Genomic DNA, 22,294 nt, shown 5'->3' with positions numbered 1-22,294 from the left:
GCGTAACCGGAGCGCTCAGCCGTTCGCGAGATCGGCAAACACCGCCTTGAGATCGCGCCCGGCGCGCGCACGCGCCTGCTGCACCACCCGCTCTTCCAGCTCGGTTAGATGCGCGCGCATCGTGGCGAGCGCCGCCGTCAGGTCTCCAGCCTCAAGCGCTTCGATGATCTGCGCATGCTCGTCGGGCGCGCACATCGACGCCTTCGACGGATCGAACAGCGCCTTGTAGAGTTCCGTTTTCGCGACCAGTTGCGCCAGCGCATCCACGAGCGCGGCGCCGCCCGCCTGCTCGGTCAGCAGCAAATGAAACTGCCCCGCGAGGCGCACCGCTTCGTCCACGCGCGCCTCGCGCAACGCCTTTTTCTCGCTGCGCACATGGGCCGCAAGCTTGCGGCGCATCGCGGCATCGAGCTTGCCGCACAGGCTCACCATCACGCCCGCTTCGGCCACCTGGCGCGCGCGGTACACGGCGCGGATGTCGTCCTCCGAGGGCGACGGAACGAACGCGCCGCGATTGGGTTCGAGCACGAGCTTGCCCTCGTAGCCGAGGCGCGCCAGCACCTTGCGCAGCGCGCCGCGCGTGCAACCGAACGCCGCCGCGAGTTCGCGCTCCACCAGTTGCTGGCCCGGCGCGAGCTTGCCCTCCAGCAGCGCGGAAGAAATCGACGCATAGACATGCGCTTCGACATCGGACGGTTCGTCGGTGTCGCGGGGCGGAGCGAGGCGGGAGGATTCGGCCATGGAAAGGCGCGCTAGGTGGGTCAAGTCGCTGGGTCAGGTTGCATTGTAGCGAGCGGCATGGCGACGCGATATAGACCCGTGCCCATACTCGATCGCCCATGCCGGACATAGCGACCCTCGCCAGATTGTTGACAATTATTTAGTATAATGGTCAACCATATAGCAGTGAAAAGGTTGACCGCATTGAACCCTCAAAACCGCTCCGTTCATTCCCAAACACCGTCCGGCGAATCGGCTAGCGTGCTTGCGTGGTATGCCGCGATCGTCGCGATCGGCCTGAATCTGCGGCCGCTGCTCACCTCGATCAGCCCGCTCATGACCACCATTCGCCATGACACTGGCCTGAGCTTCTACGGCGCTTCGCTGCTCACGAGCCTGCCCGTCGTCGCGATGGGGCTCGGCGCGTTCGGCGCAGGCCTGCTCGCGCGCCGGCTGGGCGAGACACGCGGCGTCGCGCTCGGGCTCGTGGCGATTGCCGCGGCATGCGCGGCCCGGGCGTTCGCCGCCAGCGGCGGCGCGCTCATGCTCACCGCGGCCGCGGCTGGCGCGGGCGTCGCGGTCATCCAGGCGCTGCTGCCCGCCGTCATGAAGCAACGCTTCGCCGCGCGGGTGCCGCTCGCAATGGGGCTGTTCTCGGCGTCGATCATGGGCGGCGGCGGGCTCGGCGCGAGCCTGAGCCCGCTCGTCGCGCGCATCGCCGGTTCGTGGCATGCGGGGCTCGCCGTGTGGGCGCTGCCCGCGCTGGCCGCACTGGCGATCTGGGGGACGTTGAACGGCGGGATCGGCGGCGGCAAGCGCGCGCAGCCGGCCGCCGCTGCGCCCTCGCAGGAGCCAGCCAACGCGGCAACGGTGCCAGTCTGGCGCAAGCGCCGGGCGTGGACGCTCGGACTGTATTTCGGGCTCGTCAACGGCGGCTATACGAGTCTCGTCGCGTGGCTGCCCGCCTACTATCAGCAGCACGGCGCTAGCGTGGAAGCGAGCGGTTCGCTGCTCGCCGCGATGACCGTGTTCCAGGCCGCCAGCGCGCTGCTCCTGCCGCTTGCCGCGGCGGCATTCACGGACCGGCGCCCGTGGCTCGTTCTGGGCCTGTGCGCCCAGGTGTTCGGCGTGATCGGCCTCGCCGCGTGGCCCGAGGCCGCGCCGCTGCTGTGGGTCGCGGCGGCGGGCGCGGGGCTCGGCGGCGTGTTCTCGGTCACGCTCGTCACCGCGCTCGACCATTCGGCGGACCATCGCGTGGCCGCGCGCCTCGTCGCCTTCGTTCAGGGTCTGGGCTTCGTGATCGCCGCGCTCGCCCCCATCGTGGCCGGGCGCGTGCGCGACCTCACGGGCGGCTTTACCGGTGCGTGGATCATGCTCGCTGTATCGATCAGCTCGATGATCGTGCTTACGCTCGCGTTCTCTCCGCGCAGCTACGGGCGCTGGCTTGGCGCCCACGGCCCGGCCGCGTCCGGCTCGACGGCGGATGGCGCAGTCGCGCAAAGCCGGACCGCTCTCGACGCCTGAGCCTCCCGCGCACGTCAGATTTGGCGCCGGCGCAAGTCCGCTTGGGCGCCCCGCCGGACCGCGGCGCGCCCATGCAACAGATCGCCCGCAGCAGGTCGTGAAACGTTTGCATAAGCGCCTGTATGAATGTACAGTGCGTGGCAGCCGGCCGTTCGTGCCACCCGGTCGCCGTACCGGGTTACGCCGCCCCATCGCACCTTGCTGCATGGCGCGGCCCGGCCTGTACATCGAAACGGAGAACACGACGTGCGATTCTTCATCACGGGGACCTTGCTGGGCGTCCTCGCGTCCACCGCGCTCGCCGGGGAACACTACATCGAGATCTGGAATCCGCCGGAAGCGCGCACGCCCTCGGCGCATGCGGGCAATGCCGGCAAAAAGGCGCATCACGGCACGAAGCACAAGATCGCCTCCGCTGACAAACTCACCACACGCAAGGTCGCCGAACCGGCCGTGCGCGAGCCCGCGCCCACGCTGCCGGCCACGCCGGGCGCACCCGTGCGCACCGCGCCTGGCAACGGGACCCTGCCGGAAGTTCCGCCGCAAATCGGCCCCGACGGCAACGTGCTCACGGTGTGAGCCTGCGCATGGCCGCATTGAGCAGCGCATAGCACGATAAACAGCGCGGCGCGAACCCGCCGCGTTCCTGGCCTCGAACACCTCGAAGCACCGCCCCTTCCCGTCTCCAGAAAAAAAACAGCCCCGTCACCGGAGAAGTGCGGGGCCGAATCCCATGTCAAGGAGATGTCATGGAGGAGACGAGTTCATCTTAGCCATGGGCCACCGCGCGTCCAACCAATGGTTTCGCATATGCATTTCCGGCCCCATGGCGCAGCGTAACGTAGCGCTGCCGGCATATGGTTAGAACAAAAAGTCGTTTCGCGCCGCGCGGCGCGCTCTCTAAGATGACCCTTTCCAGGTTTCGTGGCTGCGTTGCCCGATAACGCGCGAGCCAGGCCTCATCGCATTTCAGGGAGCCCCCTTGAGCCTTTCCGATTCGCAACGCCGCCCGCTGGTGGTGGGCATTGGCGGCACCACGCGCGCCGCTTCGTCGACCGAGCGCGCGCTCGCTTTCGCCCTGCGCGGCGCCGAAGAAGCCGGCGCGCGCACGCAATTGTTCGGCGGCACGTTCCTGCATACGCTGCCGCACTATGCGCCCGAAGACCCGGCCCGCACCGACGCTCAGCTCGAGCTGATCGAAGCGGTACGCGCCGCCGACGCTGTCATCATCGCGACGCCGGGCTATCACGGTGGCGTTTCCGGGCTCGTGAAGAACGCGCTCGACACGCTCGAAGAACTGCGCGCCGACAACCGCCCGTATCTGGACGGCCGTGCCGTAGGGTGCATCGTCACAGCCTATGGCTGGCAGGCCGCGGGTTCCGTGCTTACCTCGCTGCGCTCGATCGTGCATGCACTGCGCGGCTGGCCAACGCCATTCGGCGCGGGCATCAACACACTCGAGACGCGCTTCGAGAGCGCGCAGCAGTGTTCCGACGCAAAGGTCGCCGAACAGCTCGCCACGGTCGGCCGCCAGGCAGCGCAATTCGCACTCGCGTTTGGCGGCCAGGGCCAGCACGCGGCGCCGTTTGTGAGCGCGGCGAGCGCCGTGAACGGCGTTGGCGGCGCACAGGCCGCCAACACACCGCGCACCGAAAAGCGCCTGAGCCTCGCTGTCTGACGCGGTGCCTGACCTCTCCGGCTTGCCCGTCCACCCGCTCGCCGCCGCGCGCGGGGCGGGAAACGTTCCCTAACCCACATTGCCCGTGTCGCGTGGCGCGCATCACGTGCGCCATCCCACAGACGGCGCACACCGCCCGGTCCACATTGAAGTCGGATTCACCCCTCGCCTCATCCGGATCATTCTGCTGACCGTTCCAGGCCACACGTGATTTGCTTGCGACGAATGATTGGTTCCATCGACACATGGCGGCCCGTACGCTGGTCTGTGTCGGCACAGCGGGTGGGCAGCAAAACATACGCGCCACCCAGAAAGAGAACCCGAGCAAATCAGCAGTAGATCAGCAGGAAGCGCGGCCATGAACACACCACTACGCTACAAAGGCTACGTCGTCGCCCCCAGCGCGCAGCAACTTCCAAACGGCCTTTTCGCCGCCAATCTCACCATTGGCATGCAGCCGGGCGCGCAGCATTCGTTCGACGCACTCGATTACTTCTTCGAAGAAAGACACGCGCTCGCCTACGCCTGCCGCTGGGCGCGCATGTGGATCGACCAGCAGCGCCGCTGCGCGTGAGCGCGCATGCTTCCTTACGGTTGTGACAGAATAGGAGTCATACCCCGTTCAACGTTAGATGCTCATGTCCGAAACCTTGACGCATCCGGACGAAGGCGCAGCCTTCATCTCCGAACCGGGCGCCGCGCTGCGGCGCTGGACTCACGCCAAGCCAGGGCCCATCAAGATCGGATCGGACGAACACCGCGAGATGTTCTGCCGGATGCTGCTCGACACCCACGATCCGTACCGCCCCGCCGTGCTCGACTGGCCAATGCTCGAGCCCGACGCGCTCAGGCGCCTCACGTCGCTGCCGATCTGGGACATCGCGGTGCAGACCGAAGGCCGTGCATCGATCCGCGTGAAGACTTACGCGCAAACGCTGATCGACCCGCTGCTGCGCGAAGCAATCGAAATGGACGCCGCCGAGGAGGCGCGCCACAAGGTCGTGCTCTCGCACCTCGTGCAGGCCTATGGCATCGAACTTGCGCCGGAACCCGCATATCCGCCACCCAAAAAGGCGGAATGGGCGTGGATGTTCACCGGCTATAGCGAGTGCATCGACAGCTTCTTCGCGTTCGGCCTGTTTCGCTCGGCACAGCGCTCGGGCTTTTTTCCGGCAGACCTCGTCGAGACTTTCGAGCCGGTGATTCAGGAAGAGGCGCGCCATATCCTTTTCTTCGTCAACTGGGTGGCGTGGTATCGCAAGACCATGCCCTGGTGGCGCAGGCCGTGGCACTCCGTGCGCGTAGCCGCGATCTGGTTCATGCTGGTGTGGGAACGGCTTGCTATCGCGCGAGGTATCGACGCCAGTGGCAACGCGCGCGACTCGAACTTCCTGCCAGCGAACCGCGAGGTGCTGGGCGACTCGCTCGAACCGCGCGAGATGATCGAACTCTGCCTCGCGGAAAACGACGCGCGCATGAGCGGCTACGACGCGCGCCTGTTGCGGCCAACGTTCGTGCCCACGCTCGCACGCTTCGCGCTACGCCTTTTGAAGAAGTAGCGCCACAACGTCTCACGCGTTGCTGGCGTGGCCGCATGGCCGCACGAGGAGAACCCTGCATGACCTGGACTGTCGACCAGCAACTGGAACTGAGCGCAACGCAAGCCGTCGAGGCCATCCAGGCGGGGCAACTGAAAGCCGCCGACTACGTCGCCACGCTGCTCGCGCGCGCGCAAGCGCTCTCGAACCTCAACGCGCTCACTGTGCTCGACGTGGAAGGCGCGCTCGCTAGCGCGCAACGCATCGACGCGCTCGGCGCGAGCGAGCGCGCGCGTCTGCCGCTCGCGGGGCTGCCCGTGGTCGTGAAGGACAACATCAATACGCGCGGTCTGCAAACCTCGGCGGGCACGCCCGCGCTCGAAGGCTTCCTGCCCGCGCGTCACGCGCCTTCGGTGCAGCGCCTCGTCGATGCAGGCGCGATCGTGCTCGGCAAAGCCAACATGCACGAGCTTGCGTTCGGCATCACCAGCACGAATCTCGCGCCGCATGCGGGACCGGTACGCAACCCCTGGGATCCCGAACGAATTCCCGGCGGCTCGTCGGGTGGCACGGCGGCCGCCATTGCGGCGCGCATCGTGCCTGCCGGACTCGGCACCGACACCGGCGGCTCCACGCGCATTCCCGCCGCCCTGTGCGGCGTTGTCGGCTTGCGCCCGAGCGTCGGCGATGGCGGCACGCAACGCCGCTATCACGATCCGCTCGCGGTGGTGCCGATCAGCCATACACGCGACACGGTCGGGCCGATGGGGCGCACGGTAGCCGATGTCGCGCTGCTCGACGCCGTGATCACGGGGCACGGTCCGCTCTCGCCGGCCCCCGTGACGAATCTGCGCATCGGCCTGCCCGCGCCGCTTTGGGAAGGTCTCGAAGCCGCGCTCGAAGACGTGGCGCGCGCCGCGCTCGCGAAGCTCGAAGCCGCGGGCGTCACGCTCGTGCCTGTCGAAATGAGCGAGCTGCTCGCACTGAACGACCGCGTGAGCTACGCGATTGCGCTACACGAGCCCATCGAGGATCTCGCCGCGTGGCTCGTGGCGAACCACGCGCCCGCGCAAACCGTTGCCGACGTCGCCGCGCGTATTGCGAGCCCCGACGTGCGCGCGGCCTACGACGCCGTACTCGCCGACGCGCGCGGCGGCGACTACCACAGCGCGATGACGGTGTGGCGGCCGCGCCTGCAGCAGCTCTACGCGCAGACCTTCTCGGCCAGCGGCCTGGACGCGCTGCTCTTTCCCACGACGCGGCTCGCCGCCGTGCCGATCGACGAGCTGAACGGTTCGTCTCGCGTGTCGATCGACGGCGCGGCACCGATCGACGAGATGGAGGCGTATCTGCGCAACACCGATCCCGCGAGCAACGCCGGCATTCCGGGCCTCGCGCTGCCGGCCGGCCTTGTCGATGCGCGCTTGCCAGTCGGGCTCGAACTCGACGGACCGGCCGGCGGCGATCGCAGGCTGCTCGCAATCGGTCTCGCGTTCGAAGCGATTCTCGGGACGCTGCCTGCGCCGGAGATTTGAGTGGGCCAGACAACCTGGCAACGATGACGTGGCGCAACGCATTGTTGCGTTGCCGATTATTTAATTAGCCATCCATAGCAATCAGGCTTCGCGGCGGACAGCGCGCGCAGCCTGCGGCAAATAAGCGCACGCGCCACCGAAACCGCGTCCCGGCCGCGCGTTCCCCGCCCGCGTCAATCCGCACAAGGTGCATTTGCCGCCACAAGTACGGCCCTGCCGTTACAATGAGAACGGTTCTCATTCGTTGTAAGCAGGGTCCCACCTATGCGTCTGACCGATCTGTCCAAAGGAGCGACCGCCCTCGTGGAGCGTGTCGAGGATATCCACGCCCCCGACCCGATCGCGCAGCGTTTGCGCGACCTCGGCTTCGTTCCGGGCGAGCCCGTGCGCGTGGTTGCGCGCGCACCGTGGGGCGCGGACCCGCTGCTCGTGCAGATCGGCTCGACCCGCTTTGCATTGCGCCGCGCGGAAGCGCAGCGCGTGAGCGTGACGACGAGCGGGGAGACCGCGCAATGAACCAGGTTCCTGTTACGCCACTGCGCGTGGCGCTCGTCGGCAATCCCAATTGTGGCAAGACCGCGCTCTTCAATCTGCTGACCGGCGCGCGCCAGAAGGTCGCCAACTACGCGGGCGTTACCGTCGAGCGCAAGGAAGGGCGATTTGCAACGCCCTCGGGACGCAGGGTGCAACTGCTCGATCTGCCGGGCGCTTACAGCCTCGACTCGACGAGCCCTGACGAACGCGTGACGCACGACGTGCTGCTCGGCCGCTACCCGGGCGAGGCGGCGCCGGATCTGATCGTCTGCGTGGCCGATGCGACGAACTTGCGCCTGCATTTACGCTTCGTGCTCGAAGTGCAGCGCATGGGACGCCCGATGGTGCTTGCGCTGAACATGATGGACGCCGCAAAGCGCCGCGGCATCGAGGTGAACGTGGCCGAACTGGCGCGCCGGCTCGCCATGCCCGTGGTCGAAACCGTGGCCGTGCGGCGCGGCGGCGCGCAAGCGCTCATCGAACTGATCGACCGCACGACAACGGAAGAAACACAGACTCCCGCGAATCCAGCAGCGGCCGACGACGACCTGCACGGCACGGTGCGCGCAATCCTCACGAGCGCGGTGACGATGCCACGCGCCACCGACGCGCGCGACGACGCCATCGACCGCTTCGCGCTGCACCCCGTGCTCGGCCCGCTGATCCTCGCGTTCGTGATGTTCCTCGTATTCCAGGCCGTGTATTCGCTCGGCAAACCGCTCACCGACGCCATTGGCGACGGCTTCACGTGGCTCGGCGCGGCCGCCGGCGCGGCGCTGCCCGACGGCCCGCTGCGCAGCCTCGTCACGGACGCGCTGTTCGGCGGCGTGGGCACCGTGCTCGGCTTTTTGCCGGAAATTCTCGTGCTGTTCTTCTTCATCCTCGTGCTGGAGGAGTCAGGCTATCTGCCGCGCGCGGCCTTCCTGCTCGACCGCATGATGGTGGCCGTGGGTCTCACGGGGCGCTCGTTCATTCCGCTGCTGTCGAGCTTCGCGTGCGCGATTCCCGGCGTGATGGGCACGCGCAGCATCTCCGATCCGCGCGACAGGCTCGCCACGATCCTCGTCGCGCCGCTCATGACGTGCTCGGCGCGCTTGCCCGTTTATGCGCTGCTGATCGGCGCGTTCATTCCGCAGCGCCTGATCTTCGGTGTGTTCAACCTGCAGGGCCTCGTGCTCTTCGCGCTTTACGCCGCCGGCATCGCGGGCGCGATGGCGGTGGGCTGGGTCATGAAGAAACTGCGCCGCGACCACCGCGAACACGCGCTGCTCATGGAACTGCCCTCGTACCGGCTGCCGCGCGCACGCGACGTCGCCATCGGCCTGTGGGAGCGCGGTGCGATCTTCCTCAAGCGCCTGACCGGCATCATCCTCGCGCTCACGGTACTGATGTGGTTCATCTCCACGTTCCCCTCGCCGCCCGCAGGCGCGACGCTGCCCGCCATCGATTACTCAATCGCCGGCTATCTCGGCCGCGCGCTGCAATGGCCGTTCGCCCCGCTCGGCTTTAACTGGCAGATGAGCCTGTCGCTGATCCCCGCGTTCGCCGCGCGGGAAACGGCAGTGGCCGCGCTCGCCACGGTGTACTCAGTGGCCGGCGGCGACGCGGACACCGCCGCGCTCGGCCACACACTCGTGCAGAACTTCTCGCTCGCCAGCGCCCTCTCGCTGATGGTGTGGTTCGCGTTCGCCCCGCAATGCATGTCGACGCTCGCCGTGATCCGCCGCGAAACGCGCTCGTGGCGCGCGGTCGTGGTTTCGTTCGGCTATATGTTCGTCGTGGCCTATGCGGCGTCGTTCGTCACGTATCAGATCGCGAGGCACTTCGTATGAACGCCGGACTCATCGCGCAATATGCGGTCATTGCGCTGCTCGTCGCCGCGAGCCTCGCTTATACGCTGCGCAAGCTCGCGCCGAAAACGGCCACGCGCGTGCAGGCTGCCCTGGCCGCCATACTGTTGCGTCCGCAACGTAGTGCATTCGCGCAGCGCCTCGGGCGTTTCATGCAGCCAAAAGGCGCGACCGGCGATTGCGGCGACGGCTGCGGCACCTGCGGCACGTGCGGACCGACGCCCGCGGCAGACGCATCGAACACGCAGCCGGTCACGTTTCATCCGCGCCGCAAGTAAGCTGGGGCAACCTCGCGCAAGAGACTGTCACGGGCATTGCGCTACACTGCGCGCTGCGTCGCGCCGCGATGTGTGCAGGCTTTGCACCGCGGCGCGTTTGATCGAATGAATCCAGACACTTCGTGCCGATGCGATCCTTACGCGTTGCCCCTTTCATGCGGATGTCCCGCCTTGCCGTCGCTGCGGCGGCAGTCGTTGCGCTCGCGACCACCGGCGCCTGTGTGCGCCTCTCCGCGGTCGACTCCAACGGTCTCTGGAAAGTCGTGGGGGGCCAGTGCGTGCCGAACATGCGCGACAAGGGCCAGCCCGGCCCCTGCACCACCGTCGACTTCCAGAAGCGCTATGCCGTGCTCAAGGACATTGCGGGCCGTGCGCAGTATCTCGTGATTCCCACCGACCGCGTGGCCGGCATCGAGAGCCCTGAGATTCTTTACGGCGGCGCGCCGGAGTACTGGGTAGGCGCATGGGGAGCAGGACGCTTCGTGGAAGCGAAAGTCGGCGTGCCGCTCGCCGGCAACCAGCTCGGTCTGGAGATCAACGCCTCGGAGCGCCGCACGCAGAATCAACTGCACATCCACGTCGATTGCATGCGCCCCGACATTACGAAGGCGCTCGCGCCGTTTGACGACATCGCGCCGGGCACGTGGCGCTGGACTACGCTCGACGGCTCGCGCTACCGCGTCACGCGCGTAACGAGCCTCTCGGATCGCAACAATCCGTTTCGCGTGGTCGAGCACGATCTCGGCCCAAAAGAGACCATGGCCGGGCAGACGATACTCGTGACGGGTGCAGGCCCTGATGCACAGCGCAACGGCTGGCTCGTCGTGAACAGCGGGCTCGATGTCGATGGCGGGACGGGCACGGCGGAAGGCCTGCTCGACCATTCGTGCAGTCTCGTGCGAGAGAAAAGCGCCTCGCAGTAGCACTTAGCTGGCGACGTCCTCGCGCGCGACGCTCACCAACCAGCGCCGGATCACCTGCTCCTCTTCGGCCGTGAAGCCCGCGGCCATGCGCGCCTCCAGCTTCTTCACGCGCGTGCGGCACTGCCTGAGCAGCGCCTCGCCCTCATCGGTCACATCGATCTGCTGAATGCGCCCGTGCACCGCGTGCGGGCGGCGCACAATCGCGCCGCCGCGTTCGAGATTCGTGACGATCACGCTCACCGTTTGCGGCGTGAGCGCCGCGAGCCTCGCGAGATCGGCGCCCGAAATGCCCGGGTAAGCCGCCAGCATGGTCAGCACGACAAATTGCGGCGGCGTGATGCCGAGATCGTCGAGCGCGCGTTCCATGCGCAAACGATGGGCAGCGCCGGCCTGACGCAGCAAGTAGCCAAAATAGCCCGCCTCGCCGCGCTTGCCCTCGCCGACCTCCGGAATGGCGCTCACGTGCTCCCCCCTCTTCATAGCCGGGTCTTTCTTCACTGTCTTGCGCATAATATCAGAGTTCGAATATGATGTTCGTGCTCTGATATTAATGGCCAAACTTCGCGAGGTCCAGTCATGTCCAGCGCTTCTACCCGTATTGCTTACGAAACCTTTGTGCGCGACGCCGCCCCCGTGGCCGCAGCGCTCTCCGCCATGAGCAAAGCCGTCGACGCCTCCGGGCTCGAAAAGCCGCTCACCGAGCTGCTGAAAATCCGCGCCTCGCAAATCAACGGCTGTGCCTTCTGCATTCAGTACCACCTCAACATTGCGCGCGAAAAGGCCGTGCCGCGCGTCAAACTCGATCTCGTGGCCGCCTGGCATGAGGCGCCGGAATGCTTCAGCGAGCGTGAACGCGCCGCGCTGGCTTACACCGAGGCGCTGAGCGCGAAACTCCATGAAGGCGTGAGCGACGCGCTTTACGAAGCCGTTGCGCGGCAATTTCCCGGCGAGCAGATGGCGTTCTTGACCGCTGCCGTGGCGAATATCAATGCGTGGAACCGCATTGCCGTAGCGCTGCGTTTTGCGCCGCCGGTGCGCGACGAAGCAGCCTGACAGCACACTGAGGAAAGGAAAGGTAAGGATTGCGCGAGATTCTTACCTGAACCCTTTCCTCCAATTACAAAGCCGCCCCCAGCAGCGAAAGACGGCATACGATTGCGCCGACTGAGTGGCCCGACCAGCCATCTCGATCGGGCATCGACCATATCGCACATTCACCGGGGGGTTAAACATGTCGATAAGCGCGTTATCCAACTCAAACTCGCTGTATTCAACCTGGGCGGCTTCCCAGGCGCAAGGGAAAACCGCGAGCAACGGCCAGATGTCGGGCATGCCCATGGCATCGGACGCCTCGTCGGACTCGAACAACGTCAATCCGCTGGCTGCCGCCATCGCCTCGGCGCTCTCGTCGCTCGGCTTCACCACGGACAGCACGTCCAGTGCGTCGGCGAGCACCACCGGTTCCGATTCCTCGTCGAGTTCCACTGATTCGACGTCGAGCACGTCGGCCACGTCGCCCGAGGCACTTGCCGCCGCGCTTCAGCAATTCCTCGGCGCGCTTTTCCAGGCCGCGGCGCAGCAAAGCGGCGTCACCGCGACGGGCACTGACGACAGCAGCGACAGCAGCACGGTTTCGTCCGCAAGCGCTGCGTCTGCGACGGCTGCGGCTTCGAGTTCCAGCACGTCGTCCACGTCGAGCGATACGAGCAGCGTGAGCAGTGCGGCAGCGATGATGCCGCCGCCTCCACCGCCCTCGTCGGCGCCCGGCTACGGCAGCGATCTCGCTTCGGCAATCTCGAACCTCGCGCAGTCGCTTTCGTCGGCTTCGAGCAGCGCGTCCTCAGATTCGAGCACCGCAAGCAGCTCGTCGAGCAGCAGTAGTTCGGATAGCGAATTGACGTCGGACTTCCAGAACCTCTTGACGGCCATGGGCGCATCGTCGAGCAGTTCCTCCAGCAGCACGACGTCCGAGCTTCAGCAATTCCTCACGTCGCTCGCCAGCAACCTGCAACAGCAGGGCTCGGGCGCCGCAAGCGGCCTGTTCGTCAGCACGACGGCCTGACCCAGTCAGTCCACAAGCGCCCGCTTTTCAAGCGTTGGCACGTTTGCGCGCCGGTCCGCGAGGGCTCGGCGCGCTTTTTTTCGTGCTGGCGTATCAGTTGTGGACGGCAGGAAAGCTGAGTTGCACGAGCAGGCCGCCCTCGGGATGGTTCTCGACGTCGCAATGCCCGCCGCTGTCGCGCGCGAGCCGCGCGACGATGGTCAGCCCGAGGCCGCAGTGGCCTTCGCCGCCACGCGCCGCATTCAGGCGTACGAATGGCCTCATGGCAGCCGGAATCCGCTCGGGCTCGATACCGGGGCCGTGATCGCGCACGCGTATATGGCACGATCCGTTTTCGATCGCCGTCGAGATTTCGACCGGCGGTGCGCCATACTCGAGCGCGTTGTCGACCAGATTTGTGACGAGCCGATCCAGCGTGACCTGCGGCAGCTCGAACCGGGGACCCGCTCGCAAATTGAGCATGAACAGCGGCCCGTTACCGCCCTCGATTTCATCAGGATTGCCAAACTGGCTTTGCAGAAAGCCATCGACGCTCAGCAGCCTGCCCGCGTCAGGCGACTGTTGTGCGAACTCCAGAAACTGCTGAACGATATGGGTGAGCGAATCGACGTCGCGCAGCATGCCATTGCGCTCCGACTCCTCGGCCATCAGGGTCGCGCGTAGCTTGAGCCGTGTAAGCGGTGTCTTCAGATCGTGCGCAATGCCGCTCAGCATCACCACGCGGTCGTCTTCGGCCTCGTTCACGCAGCGCATCATATCGTTGAACGACGCACTCACTTCGCGCAGTTCGCGCGGCCCCTTGCCTTCGAGTGGCGCAATGCGCTCACCCGTGCCGAACCGGCGCGCCGCCTGCGCGAGACTCGCCAGTGGTTTCTGGATCTGCCAGGCCGCAAGGAACGACAGCGTAAGCGCTGCCAGCAACATCGAAATCCCTTCGATGACGAAACGCGGCGGCGGCGGAATATCGACCGGCACGACGACCCAGGCCGTGCTGCCCGGAAAGCGCACCCACAGTTGCGGGGGCCGCGCATCGTCCACGGCGAACTGCGTGCCGGGCGGCAATTGCTCGCGCAGATGGCGCGTCAGGTCGACCAGCGGCCGGCGCGTCGGTTCGTGCAGATGGATGTCCTTGGGCACGTTCCACACCGGCACGCGGTGCACGCGCAGCACGGCGCTCAGGTCGCCGTCCTTCGGCGGCTCCAGAGAGCCGCCCAGATGCACCGGAGGCGGCAGCGTGCCGCCTCCGACGTGCTCCTCGCTGGCCACGCGCAGCGCGAGCAGAACGCCGCGCGCGAAACCATCGACTTCATGGCGCGGCGGCTGGCGGGCAAGCAGCAAAAACCAGCCGAGCTGCATGGAAAGCAAAACAGCCGCCGAGAGCAACGCCATGCGCCCGAACAGCGTATTCAACGGACTTCTCACTGAATTGCTGCGCCGTGCGCCTCCGAATAATTCGCCGGATCCGGCACGAATACATAGCCCTTGCCGCGCACCGTCTGGATGTGGCGCGGATTCGACGGATCAGCCTCGATCACGCGGCGCAGGCGCCATATCGGCACGTCGAGGCTGCGTTCGTGAAACTCGCGCTCGTCGCGGTGCACGATATCGTGGATCAGCGTGCGTGAAAGCACTTTGTAGGGATGCGTGGCGAATACCTTCAGCAATGCGAACTCGCTTTCCCTCAGTGGAATTTGAGTGTCGCCGCAGGAGAGCGTGCGCATCGTGAAGTCGAGCTCGAAGTCGCCGAACCGGTAGCGCCGGCGCGCTTCTGGCGCGCTGGCGGTGGACGGGCCGCGCCGACGCAGAATGTTCTGGATGCGCACGAGCAGTTCGTGCGGATCGAAAGGTTTCGGCAAATAGTCGTCCGCACCCAGCGAGAGCCCGCGAATGCGGTCGCTCACCGCGCCGCGCGCCGTGACGAAAATAACGGGAATGTCGTCGCCGGCCGCGCGCAAGGCGGCGATGGCCTCGAGGCCATCGGTCTCGGGCATCATGATGTCCAGCACCACAATGGACGGACGCTCGCGCTCGAGACGGCGCTGGAGGTGGACGCCGTCGTGCAGCACGGCCGTATCGAAGTTATGCGAGCGCAAAAAGCGGCTCAGCAGATCGCGCACGACGGGATCGTCGTCGACAATGAGGACGCTAGGATTCATGCCGCGATTTTAAAGCAGCGGGAAGGCCGGAACCTTCCAGCGTTTCTTACCATTCCTTTCCTTGCATCACCCTTGAAAAAGGGCGGAATCATCAGGTCCCGACCTACCGACGCTATGGAGCCAGTCCGTTCACACGGATCGTTCAATTCTCCTATGCAATATGGCATCGCTTCAATGCGCGATCACCGGGGCGCCCGAAGCCGGCTGATTCAGCATCGAACCCGTTGCCCACGCACCCAGTTGCGGCGCGCCAACGCGCTCGCGCAACCACGCATCGAATGTCTCATGCAATTCCGCATGCCGCAGGGCGAAGTCGACCGTCGCCTGAACGTAGCCGAGCTTGGTGCCGCAGTCGTAGCGCTTGCCAACGAACTCGTAGGCCAGCACCTGCTCTTCCTCGCGCATTGAATGAATGGCGGGCGTCAATTGAATCTCGCCATTCAAGTCTGGCTTCACCGAACGCAAATGCGCGAAGATGCTTGGCATAAGCACATAGCGTCCGGCAACCCCGAAGCTCGACGGCGCCAGTTCGGGCGTCGGCTTTTCAATGATGCGGCTGACGTTGATCACACGCTCGTCCCAATGTCGGCCGTCGATCACGCCATGACTCGTCGACTCGCACGATTCGAATTCTTCAATGGCGAGAACCGAGCAATCGTAATGGCTGAATATATGGACCATTTGCGCGAGAACCGGGGGCTTGCCGTCGAGCAGGTCGTCAGCGAGCACAATTGCGAACGGTTCGTCGCCTATCAGCTTTTCTGCGCAAAGTATGGCGTGGCCGAGGCCAAGAGGCTCGGCTTGGCGAACGTAGATGCACTCGACATTGGCCGGCTTGATGTTCTGCACGAGTTCGACGAGATTCTGCTTGCCTCGCGCCCTCAATCGATGTTCGACCTCGTAGGACTTGTCGAAATGATCCTCGATGACACGCTTTCCGCGGCCCGTGACGAATATCAGTTCCGTAATGCCTGCGGCTATCGCTTCCTCAACAGCATATTGAATGAGCGGTTTGTCGATGATCGGCAGCATTTCCTTCGGGCTCGCCTTCGTTGCCGGCAGAAAGCTCGTATCGATTCCCGCCACCGGGAACACAGCCTTACGAACACCAAGCATGATGACCTCACCTGTCTGGTAGAGGAGCGTGACGACCATGGCGAAAGGTGTGGGATTTGCGCTCCGACCCCCGATCTCCCCATGTGGTAAATCAGCTCGGCGACAGGTTCCCCGGGTTCGGCCGGAAAGGTCTGCCGAAAAGCCAAACTCCATGATCGCACTGTTTACGCGCGAAGTGCGCGTGAATGAAGGCGGCCACAGGCTGCACGCGCAAGGCACGCCATTCCTGCGCAGCGCGGCGATTACATGGCATGTAATTGGCGAAGCGCGCCGGCGCTTCTACTCTTCGGCTGTCGCGTCACCAATCCGGTGGCGCTCAACATCCAGGAGTCAGCATGTCAAACTATCATCAACATACGATCGAGTCCGCACCCGCGCAATCGCAACCCGTGCTCCAGCAACTGCAGCAGACGTTCGGCATGATCCCGAACATCGCGGCGAAAATGGCCAACTCGCCTGTGCTGATCGGCGGCTTTTTCAGCGTGTTCCAGCGCGTCCACTCTAGCAGCCTGACCGAGCCGCAGATCCAGACACTGCTGCTGACCAACGCGGTCGCGAATGCAGCCGAATGGCCCGTTGCATTTCATACGGCGTTAGCCTTGAAGGAAGGCGTAAGCCGCGCCGATGTCGAAGCGATGCGCCACGGCCGCCTGCCCGCCGATGCGCAACTGGCTGCCTTGTCGACGCTTGCGCGCACGCTGATCGAAAAGCGCGGCCGCATTTCTGGCGAAGACCAGCAGCGTTTTCTCGATGCTGGATTCAGCGCCGAACAGACGCTGGAGGTCATCGCGGCGGTCGCCGCATCGGCCATCACGAACTACACGGCGAGCGTGACACACCCGGCGCTCGAAGCGCAGTTCGAGCAATTCGCCTGGCGTGCGAACGCGGCGTGAGTCCGCTATCGTTGCTTACTTCAACCACGGAGGACCGATGAACCCCACGCTCCCCGACCAACACGCGCCGCAAAGCGAACTTGGCACCCTGTTGCGCTATTGGCGGGATGCGCGTGGCGTGAGTCAACTCGATTTGTCGCTGGATGCGGGGATCTCCCAGCGGCAGATCAGCTTTATCGAAAGCGGGCGCAGCGTGCCGGGCCGTGACACGCTGCTCACCCTTGCACAAACACTCGACGTGCCGCTGCGCGAGCGCAACGCCCTGCTGCTCGCGGCGGGTTACGCGCCCGTTTATTCGGAAGCGCCGTGGAACGCGCAGGAAATGCAGCACGTCGTGCGCGCGCTGGAGCGCGTCATTCGCCAGCAAGATCCGTTTCCGGCCATCGTCATGGACCGGCACTGGAACGTGCTGATGACCAACGACGCCGCGCCGCGCTTCTTCGGCCACTTCATCGACATGGCGGCGCGCGCAGGCCAGCGCAACCTGCTGCATCTGATGTTCGATCCTCAGGGCATGCGCCCATTCCTCGCGGACTGGGAGAACGTTTCGCGAAGCCTGCTGCAACGTGTCTATCGCGAAGCAGTCGGCCGCGTGATCGACGATGAAACACGCACGCTTCTCGATGAATTGCTTGCGTACCCCGGCGTGCCGGGCGACTGGAAAGCCCATCATGGATCGACCGGCACGCCCTCCATGCCGGTGATTCCGCTGAGTTTCATCAGCAACGGCAGCGTGCTTCGCTATTTTTCGATGGTGACGAGCGTGGGCACGCCGCAAAACGTCGCCGCCCAGGAATTGCGCCTCGAATGCATGTTCCCCGCCGACGACGCCACCGAAGCGAGACATCGGGAACTGCTTGTTGCACATGCGAAGGAACGCTAAGTGTTTCCTTCCCGCAAGCGAAAAAAAGGGCGCTCCGCCACAGCAGAGCGCCCCAGGGAAAAACTCTCACGTCGTTTTCCGGCTACAGGGAAGCCAGAGAACACTCATCGGCCCTGCGAGTCAAATCGCTTCAAGCATCGTCAGGCGGCTTCGAGCACGAGCAATTGTGCGCCGTCCGCCACCTGATCGCCTACGCCGTACAATACTTCGGTAACCTTACCAGCCGCTGGCGCGCCGATCGTGTGCTCCATCTTCATCGCCTCCATGACGATGAGCGGCGCGCCTTTCTCGACCACGGCACCCGGCTCGACCAGTACGGCGATCACCTTGCCCGGCATGGGCGCGGTCAGGCGGCCCTCACCGTGCTCCGCGTCGGCGGCATGCGCGAGCAGGTTCTGCCACTCGAACGCCATCGCCGTGCCGAGGCAGAACACATGAAACACGTCACCGTCGATGAATACGCGACCCGTCACGCGCTTGTCGTCGATAGTCGCGCCGTATTCGTCCGCGCCCTCGCCGCGCCACCACGTGTAGCGCGCTGCGTGCCCCGCATAGGCCAGCGTTTGCTCACCGTCGTCATGCGTATGCGCCACCGTGAACGCGGTATCGCTTTCGACATCGCGCCAGGCGTGCGATTGCGCGAAGCCGCTATTCAAGCGCCAATGCGCGAGCGACTGCCACGGAGACGCACTGTGCGCCGCGCCGCCCTCACGGCCAAGCAGCGCCGCACACGCGAGCGCAAGCGCTTCGCGAACCGGCTTCTCCTGCGGCGAGAACAACGCATCGTGATTACGCTCGATCAGGCCCGTGTCAAGATCGGCGCTCGCGAACGGCTCGCAGGTCACGAGCCGGTGCAGAAACTCGACGTTCGTATGCGGCCCCACCACCTCGCACGCTTCGAGCGCGCGCTCCATGCGTGCCAGCGCGTCCTCGCGCGTCGCGCCGTGCACGATCAGCTTGGCGATCATCGGATCGTAGAACGGCGTAATGGTGTCGCCTTCGCGCACGCCGCTGTCGATGCGCACGCTCGCGCGCTGGCCTGCGTCGCCGAGCCGGAACTCGACACCCTCGGGCATGCGCAGATGCTTGAGCGTGCCCGTGGAGGGCAGGAAGCCGCGCGCCGGGTTTTCCGCGTAAATGCGCGCTTCGAGCGCATGGCCCGTGATCGAAAGCTGCGACTGCTCGAGCGGCAGCGGCTCGCCCGCGGCCACGCGCAATTGCCATTCAACGAGGTCGAGTCCCGTGATCATTTCCGTCACCGGATGTTCGACCTGCAGGCGCGTGTTCATCTCCATGAAGTAGAAGTCGGCGCCCGTCATGATGAATTCGACGGTGCCCGCGCCCTCGTAGTGCACGGCACGCGCCGCGGCCACGGCCGCCTCGCCCATGGCGCGGCGCACGCTTTCTTCCAGGCCCGGCGCGGGCGCCTCTTCGAGCACTTTCTGGTGACGGCGCTGCACCGAGCAGTCGCGGTCGAACAGATAGACCGCGCCGCCGTGCTTGTCGGCAAACACTTGCACTTCGACGTGGCGCGGCCGCGTGAGGTATTTCTCGATCAGCACGCGGTCGTTGCCGAAACTGCTGGCCGCTTCGCGCTTGCACGAAGCGAGCGCCGCCGCGAAGTCATCGCTGCGCTCGACCACGCGCATGCCCTTGCCGCCGCCACCCGCGCTCGCCTTGAGCAGTACGGGGTAGCCCATTGCGTCGGCTTCGCGCTGCAAGAGCGCGGGGTCCTGATCGTCGCCATGATAGCCGGGCACGAGCGGCACGGACGCCGCATGCATCAGCGCCTTCGCAGCCGCCTTCGAGCCCATGGCGGCGATCGCCCCGACCGGCGGCCCGATGAAGACGATGCCAGCCGCTTCGCACGCATGCGCAAAGTCTTCGTTCTCCGAAAGAAAACCGTAGCCGGGGTGAATGGCTTGCGCACCCGTGGCGCGTGCGGCTTCGATAATGCGCTCGAAGCGCAGATAGCTTTGCGCAGCGGCCGCTTCGCCGATATGCACGGCTTCGTCGCAGGCCGCGACGTGCTTGGCATTCGCGTCGGCGTCCGAGTACACGGCCACGCTCTTCACGCCAAGCCGCCTGCACGTAGCCGCAACCCGGCATGCAATTTCGCCGCGGTTGGCAATCAGGATTTTGTTGAACATGTGCTGTCCTCGTTTCGTTGCCTGCTTCTTGCCTTATTGATCGCGCCAGCGCGGCGTGCGCTTTTCAAGGAACGACGACACGCCGTCGCGCCCCTCCTCGCTCGCGCGAATACGCGCGATGCGAACGGCGGTGTCTTCGATCAAAGCGTTGTCGATCGTTTGGCTCGCGACGTCCTGCACGAGCTGCTTGCACTCGCGCACGGCGTTCGGGCTATTTGCGCAGAGCGTTTCGGTAATGCGTTGCACGGTCGCGTCGAGTGCTTCCGCGCTCACGGCTTCGCTCACGAGACCAAGCCGCTGCGCGGTGGCGCAATCGAAAGCTTCGGCGGTCACGAAGTAGCGGCGCGAAGCCTGCTCGCCGAGCGCGCGGATCACGTAAGGCGCGATCGTTGCGGGCATCAGACCGAGGCGCGCTTCGGAAAGGCAGAAGTGCGCGGTTTCCACGGCCACCACGATATCCGCCGCGCAAACGAGGCCCATGCCACCCGCATAGGCGTCGCCATGCACGCGCGCGACGACCGGTTTGGGGCAGCGATAGACAGCCGAGAGCATATGCGCGAGACGCATGGCGTCGGCGCGATTCTCCTCGTGGGAATAACCGGCCATCTTGCGCATCCAGTTCAGGTCCGCGCCTGCGCAGAAGGCCTTGCCATTACCGGCGAGCACGATCGCGCGCACGTCGTCGCGTGCGCCCAACGCCGTGAAAGCAGCCGTGACGTCCGCGATCATCGTCTCGTTGAAGGCATTACGCACGTCCGGGCGATTGAGCGTGACAGTCGCCACGTGCCCGACGATGTCTACGGTGAGCGTTTCGTATTGCATTATCTGGTCCTCAACGCATCACATGCGGAACACGCCGAAGCGCGTCTCTTCGATCGGCGCATTCATCGTGGCGGAAAGGCCGAGGCCGAGCACGTCGCGCGTTTGCGCGGGGTCGATCACACCGTCGTCCCAAAGGCGTGCGCTTGCGTAATACGGATGGCCCTGCAATTCGTATTGGTCGCGGATCGGCTGCTTGAACGCATTTTCCTCTTCGGCACTCCACGTGCCGCCCTTCGCTTCAATGCCGTCGCGGCGCACCGTGGCGAGCACGGATGCAGCCTGCTCGCCGCCCATCACCGAAATGCGCGCGTTCGGCCACATCCACAGGAAGCGCGGCGAATACGCGCGGCCGCACATGCCGTAATTGCCCGCGCCGAACGAGCCGCCAATGATGACCGTGAATTTCGGCACTTTTGCGGTGGCCACTGCCGTCACCATCTTCGCGCCGTTGCGCGCAATGCCCTCGTTCTCGTACTTGCGGCCCACCATGAAGCCCGTGATGTTCTGCAGGAACACCAGCGGAATCTTGCGCTGGCAGCACAGTTCGATGAAATGCGTGCCCTTCAAGGCCGATTCGGAGAACAAAATGCCGTTGTTCGCGATGATGCCGACCGGGTGGCCCCAGATGTGAGCGAAGCCGGTCACGAGCGTGGTGCCGTAACGCGCCTTGAATTCGTCGAAAGCCGAGTCGTCGACGATGCGGGCGATCACCTCGCGCACGTCGAAAGGCTTGCGCGTGTCCACAGGAATCACGCCGTAAAGGCTTTTCGCGTCGAAGCGCGGCGGCAGCGGTTCGCGCAACACCACGGGCGGCGTTTTCGTGCGGTTCAGGTTGCCGACGATAGAACGCGCAATGGCCAGCGCATGGGCGTCGTTCTGCGCGAGATGGTCGACCACGCCGGAAAGACGGGTGTGGACGTCGCCACCGCCCAGGTCCTCGGCGCTCACTTCCTCGCCCGTCGCCGCTTTCACGAGCGGCGGTCCGCCCAGGAAAATCGTGCCCTGGTTCTTCACGATGATCGACTCGTCGCTCATCGCCGGCACATACGCGCCACCTGCGGTGCACGAGCCCATCACGACGGCGATCTGCGGAATACCCTGCGAAGAAAGGTTCGCCTGGTTGTAGAAGATGCGGCCGAAGTGGTCGCGGTCCGGAAACACCTCGTCCTGGTTCGGCAGGTTGGCGCCGCCCGAATCGACGAGATACACGCACGGCAGGTTGTTTTCCTGCGCGATTTCCTGCGCGCGCACGTGCTTCTTCACCGTGACCGGATAGTACGTTCCGCCCTTCACGGTGGCGTCGTTGCAGACGATCACGCACTCCTGGCCCGCGATGCGCCCAATGCCCGTGATGATGCCTGCGCCCGGCGCGTCGTCGTTGTACATGCCGTAGGCCGCGAGCTGCGAGAACTCCAGAAACGGCGTGCCCGGATCGAGCAATTGCGCGATGCGATCGCGCGGCAGCAGCTTGCCGCGCGAGAGGTGCTTGTCGCGCGCGGCCTCGCCGCCGCCCAGCGAAAGCTTCTGGATCTTCTCGCGCAGGTCCGCGACGAGCGCTTCAAGTGCTGCGGTATTGGCCTTGAAGTCTTCCGAGCGCGGATTGAGCTTCGATTCGATGACCGGCATCCCGTT

22 protein-coding genes are annotated in these 22,294 nt (G+C 65.4%); 14 read left to right on the top strand and 8 right to left on the bottom strand.

Translation table 11 applies throughout. The features are described 5' to 3' along the window. Positions 1-15: 15 nt before the first annotated feature. On the bottom strand, positions 16-741 hold the full coding sequence (locus L0U83_RS15475; protein ID WP_233884385.1) for a GntR family transcriptional regulator: 726 nt from the start codon (positions 739-741) through the stop codon (positions 16-18). A 240-nt stretch (positions 742-981) separates the two neighbouring features. On the opposite strand from L0U83_RS15475, the gene L0U83_RS15470 reads away from it, so the two are divergent. From L0U83_RS15470 to L0U83_RS15425, 10 genes are all read left to right on the top strand, one after another. Beyond that, on the top strand, positions 982-2,244 hold the full coding sequence (locus tag L0U83_RS15470) for a cyanate transporter (protein ID WP_233886529.1): 1,263 nt from the start codon (positions 982-984) through the stop codon (positions 2,242-2,244). Between the two features lie 246 nt (positions 2,245-2,490). Continuing rightward, positions 2,491-2,823 carry a hypothetical protein gene (locus tag L0U83_RS15465; RefSeq protein WP_233884381.1) on the top strand — a complete coding sequence of 111 codons (333 nt, stop codon included), beginning with the start codon at positions 2,491-2,493 and terminating at the stop codon, positions 2,821-2,823. Positions 2,824-3,226: 403 nt separating this feature from the next. Continuing rightward, entirely contained in the window at positions 3,227-3,922 is a 696-nt protein-coding gene (locus L0U83_RS15460) for an NADPH-dependent FMN reductase (protein WP_233884378.1), read from the top strand. A gap of 358 nt (positions 3,923-4,280) precedes the next feature. Continuing rightward, a complete protein-coding gene (locus L0U83_RS15455; RefSeq protein WP_233884376.1) occupies positions 4,281-4,496 on the top strand; it encodes a transcriptional regulator in 216 nt (71 codons plus the stop codon). Between the two features lie 64 nt (positions 4,497-4,560). Then, the gene (locus L0U83_RS15450) at positions 4,561-5,481 is read left to right on the top strand and encodes a ferritin-like domain-containing protein (RefSeq protein ID WP_233884374.1); all 921 of its coding nucleotides are present in this window, start codon (positions 4,561-4,563) and stop codon (positions 5,479-5,481) included. 59 nt (positions 5,482-5,540) lie between these two features. Next, positions 5,541-6,995 carry an indoleacetamide hydrolase gene (gene iaaH, locus L0U83_RS15445; protein WP_233884373.1) on the top strand — a complete coding sequence of 485 codons (1,455 nt, stop codon included), beginning with the start codon at positions 5,541-5,543 and terminating at the stop codon, positions 6,993-6,995. Positions 6,996-7,259: 264 nt separating this feature from the next. Beyond that, entirely contained in the window at positions 7,260-7,511 is a 252-nt protein-coding gene (locus tag L0U83_RS15440) for a FeoA family protein (protein WP_233884372.1), read from the top strand. Continuing rightward, the gene (gene feoB / locus L0U83_RS15435) at positions 7,508-9,361 is read left to right on the top strand and encodes a ferrous iron transporter B (RefSeq protein WP_233884371.1); all 1,854 of its coding nucleotides are present in this window, start codon (positions 7,508-7,510) and stop codon (positions 9,359-9,361) included. The genes L0U83_RS15440 and feoB overlap by 4 nt, the downstream gene beginning before the upstream one ends. Beyond that, entirely contained in the window at positions 9,358-9,657 is a 300-nt protein-coding gene (locus L0U83_RS15430; RefSeq protein WP_233884369.1) for a DUF6587 family protein, read from the top strand. The genes feoB and L0U83_RS15430 overlap by 4 nt, the downstream gene beginning before the upstream one ends. Before the next feature lie 155 nt (positions 9,658-9,812). After that, the gene (locus L0U83_RS15425) at positions 9,813-10,580 is read left to right on the top strand and encodes a CDP-diacylglycerol diphosphatase (RefSeq protein ID WP_233884367.1); all 768 of its coding nucleotides are present in this window, start codon (positions 9,813-9,815) and stop codon (positions 10,578-10,580) included. 3 nt (positions 10,581-10,583) lie between these two features. Here the strand turns inward: L0U83_RS15425 and L0U83_RS15420 are convergent, their stop codons facing one another. Next, on the bottom strand, positions 10,584-11,090 hold the full coding sequence (locus L0U83_RS15420) for a MarR family winged helix-turn-helix transcriptional regulator (RefSeq protein WP_233884366.1): 507 nt from the start codon (positions 11,088-11,090) through the stop codon (positions 10,584-10,586). 66 nt (positions 11,091-11,156) lie between these two features. On the opposite strand from L0U83_RS15420, the gene L0U83_RS15415 reads away from it, so the two are divergent. Together L0U83_RS15415 and L0U83_RS15410 are read left to right on the top strand one after the other, a co-directional pair. Continuing rightward, positions 11,157-11,633, top strand: coding sequence for a carboxymuconolactone decarboxylase family protein (locus L0U83_RS15415; protein WP_233884364.1), 477 nt, complete (start codon positions 11,157-11,159; stop codon positions 11,631-11,633). Positions 11,634-11,901: 268 nt separating this feature from the next. Then, positions 11,902-12,642, top strand: coding sequence for a hypothetical protein (locus L0U83_RS15410; protein ID WP_233884363.1), 741 nt, complete (start codon positions 11,902-11,904; stop codon positions 12,640-12,642). Positions 12,643-12,735: 93 nt separating this feature from the next. On the opposite strand, the gene L0U83_RS15405 is transcribed toward L0U83_RS15410, so the two are convergent. From L0U83_RS15405 to galU, 3 genes are all read right to left on the bottom strand, one after another. Beyond that, the gene (locus L0U83_RS15405) at positions 12,736-14,064 is read right to left on the bottom strand and encodes an ATP-binding protein (protein WP_233884362.1); all 1,329 of its coding nucleotides are present in this window, start codon (positions 14,062-14,064) and stop codon (positions 12,736-12,738) included. Continuing rightward, positions 14,061-14,798 (bottom strand): response regulator, encoded by a 738-nt coding sequence (locus L0U83_RS15400; protein WP_028202613.1) that lies wholly within the window; start codon positions 14,796-14,798, stop codon positions 14,061-14,063. The genes L0U83_RS15405 and L0U83_RS15400 overlap by 4 nt, the downstream gene beginning before the upstream one ends. A gap of 171 nt (positions 14,799-14,969) precedes the next feature. Further along, positions 14,970-15,914: a UTP--glucose-1-phosphate uridylyltransferase GalU gene (gene galU / locus L0U83_RS15395; RefSeq protein ID WP_233884360.1), complete on the bottom strand. Its 945-nt coding sequence runs from the start codon at positions 15,912-15,914 to the stop codon at positions 14,970-14,972. 335 nt (positions 15,915-16,249) lie between these two features. On the opposite strand from galU, the gene L0U83_RS15390 reads away from it, so the two are divergent. Together L0U83_RS15390 and L0U83_RS15385 are read left to right on the top strand one after the other, a co-directional pair. Beyond that, positions 16,250-16,807 carry a carboxymuconolactone decarboxylase family protein gene (locus L0U83_RS15390; RefSeq protein ID WP_233884357.1) on the top strand — a complete coding sequence of 186 codons (558 nt, stop codon included), beginning with the start codon at positions 16,250-16,252 and terminating at the stop codon, positions 16,805-16,807. A gap of 37 nt (positions 16,808-16,844) precedes the next feature. After that, complete coding sequence (locus L0U83_RS15385) at positions 16,845-17,690, top strand: helix-turn-helix domain-containing protein (RefSeq protein WP_233884356.1); 846 nt, start codon at positions 16,845-16,847, stop codon at positions 17,688-17,690. Positions 17,691-17,830: 140 nt separating this feature from the next. Here the strand turns inward: L0U83_RS15385 and L0U83_RS15380 are convergent, their stop codons facing one another. The 3 genes from L0U83_RS15380 to L0U83_RS15370 are packed head-to-tail and all read right to left on the bottom strand — an operon-like array spanning position 17,831 to position 22,288. Then, positions 17,831-19,840, bottom strand: coding sequence for an acetyl/propionyl/methylcrotonyl-CoA carboxylase subunit alpha (locus L0U83_RS15380; RefSeq protein ID WP_233884355.1), 2,010 nt, complete (start codon positions 19,838-19,840; stop codon positions 17,831-17,833). A 33-nt stretch (positions 19,841-19,873) separates the two neighbouring features. Then, on the bottom strand, positions 19,874-20,662 hold the full coding sequence (locus L0U83_RS15375; RefSeq protein ID WP_233884353.1) for an enoyl-CoA hydratase/isomerase family protein: 789 nt from the start codon (positions 20,660-20,662) through the stop codon (positions 19,874-19,876). 18 nt (positions 20,663-20,680) lie between these two features. Beyond that, positions 20,681-22,288: a carboxyl transferase domain-containing protein gene (locus L0U83_RS15370; protein ID WP_158759229.1), complete on the bottom strand. Its 1,608-nt coding sequence runs from the start codon at positions 22,286-22,288 to the stop codon at positions 20,681-20,683. Positions 22,289-22,294 lie beyond the last annotated feature (6 nt).

Source organism: Paraburkholderia flagellata (genome assembly GCF_021390645.1).
GTDB classification, from domain to species: Bacteria; Pseudomonadota; Gammaproteobacteria; order Burkholderiales; family Burkholderiaceae; genus Paraburkholderia; species Paraburkholderia flagellata.
This window is presented reverse-complemented; position numbering and strand designations above follow the sequence as displayed.

Bases quoted from the DNA above. Each gene is read 5' to 3' on its own strand.
- L0U83_RS15475 (WP_233884385.1), bottom strand. From the start codon at position 741: ATGGCCGAATCCTCCCGCCTCGCTCCGCCCCGCGACACCGACGAACCG.
- L0U83_RS15455 (WP_233884376.1), top strand. From the start codon at position 4,281: ATGAACACACCACTACGCTACAAAGGCTACGTCGTCGCCCCCAGCGCG.
- L0U83_RS15450 (WP_233884374.1), top strand. From the start codon at position 4,561: ATGTCCGAAACCTTGACGCATCCGGACGAAGGCGCAGCCTTCATCTCC.
- iaaH (WP_233884373.1), top strand. From the start codon at position 5,541: ATGACCTGGACTGTCGACCAGCAACTGGAACTGAGCGCAACGCAAGCC.
- L0U83_RS15440 (WP_233884372.1), top strand. From the start codon at position 7,260: ATGCGTCTGACCGATCTGTCCAAAGGAGCGACCGCCCTCGTGGAGCGT.
- feoB (WP_233884371.1), top strand. From the start codon at position 7,508: ATGAACCAGGTTCCTGTTACGCCACTGCGCGTGGCGCTCGTCGGCAAT.
- L0U83_RS15430 (WP_233884369.1), top strand. From the start codon at position 9,358: ATGAACGCCGGACTCATCGCGCAATATGCGGTCATTGCGCTGCTCGTC.
- L0U83_RS15425 (WP_233884367.1), top strand. From the start codon at position 9,813: ATGCGGATGTCCCGCCTTGCCGTCGCTGCGGCGGCAGTCGTTGCGCTC.
- L0U83_RS15420 (WP_233884366.1), bottom strand. From the start codon at position 11,090: ATGCGCAAGACAGTGAAGAAAGACCCGGCTATGAAGAGGGGGGAGCAC.
- L0U83_RS15415 (WP_233884364.1), top strand. From the start codon at position 11,157: ATGTCCAGCGCTTCTACCCGTATTGCTTACGAAACCTTTGTGCGCGAC.
- L0U83_RS15410 (WP_233884363.1), top strand. From the start codon at position 11,902: ATGTCGGGCATGCCCATGGCATCGGACGCCTCGTCGGACTCGAACAAC.
- L0U83_RS15400 (WP_028202613.1), bottom strand. From the start codon at position 14,798: ATGAATCCTAGCGTCCTCATTGTCGACGACGATCCCGTCGTGCGCGAT.
- galU (WP_233884360.1), bottom strand. From the start codon at position 15,914: ATGCTTGGTGTTCGTAAGGCTGTGTTCCCGGTGGCGGGAATCGATACG.
- L0U83_RS15390 (WP_233884357.1), top strand. From the start codon at position 16,250: ATGTCAAACTATCATCAACATACGATCGAGTCCGCACCCGCGCAATCG.
- L0U83_RS15385 (WP_233884356.1), top strand. From the start codon at position 16,845: ATGAACCCCACGCTCCCCGACCAACACGCGCCGCAAAGCGAACTTGGC.
- L0U83_RS15380 (WP_233884355.1), bottom strand. From the start codon at position 19,840: ATGTTCAACAAAATCCTGATTGCCAACCGCGGCGAAATTGCATGCCGG.
- L0U83_RS15375 (WP_233884353.1), bottom strand. From the start codon at position 20,662: ATGCAATACGAAACGCTCACCGTAGACATCGTCGGGCACGTGGCGACT.
- L0U83_RS15370 (WP_158759229.1), bottom strand. From the start codon at position 22,288: ATGCCGGTCATCGAATCGAAGCTCAATCCGCGCTCGGAAGACTTCAAG.